This is a genomic window from Pseudomonas sp. GD04158 (assembly GCF_029834875.1).
GTDB classification, from domain to species: domain Bacteria; phylum Pseudomonadota; class Gammaproteobacteria; order Pseudomonadales; family Pseudomonadaceae; genus Aquipseudomonas; species Aquipseudomonas hydrolytica.
Genome location: NZ_JAODYT010000153.1, coordinates 1 through 3,729, shown reverse-complemented (window position 1 = coordinate 3,729; position 3,729 = coordinate 1). Strand labels below are relative to the sequence as shown.

The 3,729-nt window shown below is 65.6% G+C and carries 3 protein-coding genes; 1 reads left to right on the top strand and 2 read right to left on the bottom strand.

Annotated elements, in window-relative coordinates:
• Together N7333_RS24165 and N7333_RS24160 are read right to left on the bottom strand one after the other, a co-directional pair.
• Positions 1 to 1,680, bottom strand: a 1,680-nt coding sequence (locus N7333_RS24165) for a PQQ-dependent dehydrogenase, methanol/ethanol family (RefSeq protein WP_279859498.1), incomplete at its 3' end; no start/stop codon positions are given.
• A gap of 48 nt (positions 1,681 to 1,728) precedes the next feature.
• Complete coding sequence (locus tag N7333_RS24160; RefSeq protein WP_124084237.1) at positions 1,729 to 2,637, bottom strand: transporter; 909 nt, start codon at positions 2,635 to 2,637, stop codon at positions 1,729 to 1,731.
• 251 nt (positions 2,638 to 2,888) lie between these two features.
• Between N7333_RS24160 and N7333_RS24155 the strand changes: the two genes are divergently transcribed.
• The coding region (locus N7333_RS24155) for a GAF domain-containing protein (protein WP_347815301.1) at positions 2,889 to 3,729 on the top strand (841 nt) is incomplete at its 3' end.

Genomic DNA, 3,729 nt, shown 5'->3' with positions numbered 1-3,729 from the left:
CAGCGCCGCGTCGCCGCCGATCATCGGCGCCCCGCCGCCCCAGCCGGCCATGACCGCCACGTACTGCTCGCCGTCCAGGCTGAAGCTGATGGGGGCGGCGACTATGCCGGTCTGCGCGGCGAAGCTCCACAGGCGCTGTCCCTTGTCCGCCGAGTAGGCGTGCAACTGGCCGTCGGCGGTGCCCTGAAACACCAGGTTGCCGGCGGTGCTCAGGGTGCCGCCGTTCCAGTAGAAGCTATGCGGCACGCGCCAGGCCTCGCGCTGGCGTACCGGGTCCCAGGCCAGCAGGGCGCCGCTCACCGCCTCGCGGGGAATCTCGTGGGTGTCGCTGAAGCCGGTGCCGGTGTTGAAACCGTCGATTTTCTTGAACGCGGCGCCCTCGTTGCGATAAACCCCAGGGACCTCCTGATAGGGGATGTACATCAGCCCGGTCTGCGGATTGAACGACATGGAGTGCCAGTTGTGCGCGCCGAACGAACTTGGCCACATCACCACCTGTTCCTTCTCATAGCGCACACCAGGCGCTTCTACTGGGCGGCCGGTGGTCAGGTCGATCTTCTCGGCCCAGGTCACCTTGCCGAACTTTTCGGCCGAGAGCAGTTCGCCGGTGGCTCGATCGAGCACATAGAAGAAGCCGTTCTTCGGTGCCTGCATCAACACTTTGCGCGGCTTGCCGTCCAGCTCCAGGGTGGCCAGAGTGATCTGCTGGGTGGCGGTGAAGTCCCAAGTCTCGCCCGGCGTGGTCTGGTAATGCCAGAGCAGTTTGCCATTGTCCGGACGCAGGGCCAGGATCGACGACAGGTACAGGTTGTCGCCGCCGCCGGGGCTGCGGATCTCGCGGTTCCACGGCGAGCCGTTGCCGGTGCCGATGTACAGCAGGTCCAGCTCCGGGTCGTAGGCCATGCTGTCCCATACGGTACCGCCGCCGCCGAGTTTCCAGTACTGGTCGCCCTTCCAGGTCTTGGCCGCTGCCGCCAGTTCGGGGTGCTCGTAGGGCTGGGCCGGGTCGCCCGGCACCGTGTAGAAGCGCCAGGCCATCTTGCCGGTCTCGGCATCGTAGGCGGAGAAGAAGCCGCGCACGCCGTACTCGGCGCCGCCGTTGCCGATGATCACCTTGCCCTTCACCACACGCGGCGCGCCGGTGATGCTGTAGGGCTTGGCCGGGTCGGTGGTCTGCTCGCTCCAGACCTCGCGGCCGGTCTTGGCGTCCAGGGCGATCAGGCGACCGTCCAGTGCGCCGACGTAGACCTTGCCGTTCCACAGGGCGACGCCGCGGTTGACCGCGTCGCAGCAGGTGTAGCGGGAGTGGCCGCGATCCACCTGGGGATCGAACTGCCACAGGCGCTTGCCGCTGCGCAGGTCCACGGCCATCACCCGGCTCCAGGACAGCGAGGCGTAGAGCACGCCGTCGGACACCAGCGGGGTGGCCTCCAGGCCACGGTTGTTTTCCAGATCCAAGTACCAGGCCAGGCCCAGCTTGCCGACGTTGCCGGCGTCGATCTGCTTGAGCGGGCTGAAGCGCTGCTCGGCGTAGGTGCGGCCATGGCTGAGCCATTCGCTGCCGTCTTGCTCGCTGGCACGGATGGCGGCCTCGTCGACCTTGGCGGCCTGGGCGCCGGCGGCGACCAGCAGCGCGGTCAGTAGGCAGACGAGACGGCGTGATTGGGTGAGGTTAGGCATCACGCGAAACTCCTGTTGTTGTTGGAATGGGAAGGCAGGCGGCGGTGCTTAGAAGATGTGCAGCAGGCGCAGGTTGACCCGTCCCTGCTCCTTGAAGCCGTTGTCCACCGAGATGTCGCGGCCGAAGTTGACCATCAGCTGGTCGCTCGGGGTGACGAACCAGCTGGCCCCGACGCTGAACTTGCTGGTGTTCGGTTTGTCGTCCATGTCCAGGCCGTCCACCTCGGTCTCGCCGCCCCACAGGCGCGAGACGCCGGCACGCAGGTCGAAGCGCTCGTTGACGTGGTAGCGCAGGAACGCCTGGGCCTGGAACAGCGGCTTCTGCTTGAGAGTCTGGCTGGCGGGGCCGAAGTCGTCGTTCTTGCCGAAGAAGGTCACGTCGCCCACCAGGTCGAGGCTGAACTTGTCGCCCAGGCCCTCGATGTAGCCGGCCTGCAGCGCACCCTTCCAGCGGTTCTCGCCGAGGTTGATGGCGCGGTCGTTGTCGTAGCTGCCGGTGGGCAGCCAGAGGTGGGGGCTGATGCCGAAGTAGCGGCGTTGCTCCGGCTGGTTCACCAGCCATACGGTGGCGGCCAGCATCAGGTCGCCGGTGCCACTGTCGCTGCCCAGGGCCGACAGGTCGTCCTTGGCGCGCATGTTGCCGAAGGGCAGGAGGAACTGCGGGTCGACGATGTAGCCGCCCAGCTCCATGAAGTGCACGCCGCGCAGGATGCCGATATCCGAATCCAGGCCGGCGTCCAGCGGCAGCTTGTCGCCGTTGGCGTAGAGGCGGTTGCGTTCGGCGTGCTGGTAGTAGAGCAAGCCCACGTTGGTGCCGGCAGGCATTGCGGTGTAATCGCCGGCGTCTACGTCGAGCGCCGAGGCACCGGCGCAAAAGCTGCTCAGCAGGCCGAACAGCGAAGCATGCAGCCACTGCCGGGCCGGTTTGGGCCGAGCCGCATCTATGCTCATTTTCATGACATCACCTTTATTGTTTTTGTTTAAGATCGTAGTCGTACCGGTTTTTCCCGGACGCTGTGAAGTCATTGAGCAGAGTCTGTGCCAGTTTTCTATTTCGCAAATTGGACTAATTGAATCAATGGCTTATATAACAACAAGAGTCGTCGAACAGAGTGCGGGCGCCGTCTCGTTGTATCGCTGTCTCGATCTGAGACAGTGGCTCGGGCCGGGCTGGCGCAGTTCGAGACACCTGGCGTGAGACATATGACATGCACAGATCGAGCGACCCCGCCGCGACGCCCACCTCGGCTAAGCATTTGGTCGATTCCCAGGTAATCGCCCGTTCCTGGCAGCGTTCGCAGAATTACGGCCTGTGCCCGCGCGACAAACTGCTGTTCGAGGCGCCGCTGGTGGCCACTGGCAAGCAGATCGCCGAGCGCGACCGCCTGCTGCTGGAATGCGCCATGCCCGAGATGCAGCAGCTGCACGCGGCGCTGGCCCCCCAGGATTGGATGCTGGCTTGCATCGACCTCGAAGGTGTGGTGCTTAGCAGCCTGAGCGGGCGCGGTAGCGCCAGCCGCGAGCTGAAACAGGTTTTCCGTGTCGGCGCGCAGCTGTCCGAACAGAACATCGGCACCACCGCGCCGGGCTGCGCGCTGGCTGAGGGCGAGTCGGTGTTCTTCGTCGGCGAGGAGCACTATTTGGAGGAGGCCCGTCAGTTCTCCTGCCTGGCTACGCCGATCTTCGGCCTGGACGGCGGCATAGTCGGGGTGCTGGACGCCAGCAGCCGGCAGGGTGCATCCTCGGTCTATACTCTGGAGTCGCTGGTGTTCGCCGCCCGTGCCATTGAGAACCGCCTGTTCGCCCAGCTCGGAGACGTGCTGCTGGTACACCTGCACTATCGCCTGGACATACTCGGCACGCCGCTGGAGGGGCTGCTGGCCTTTGACCCGGCGGGCAAGCTGCGTTGCGCCAACCGCATCGCCGGCCAGTTGCTGCGTATGGGCGAGGTGCGCGCGGGCCTGGACTTCGCCGAGCTGTTCGACATGCCCTTCGCCCACGCCGCCTGTTTTCGCCGCCATGACCTCAGTGCGCCGCTGCGCCTGCGCA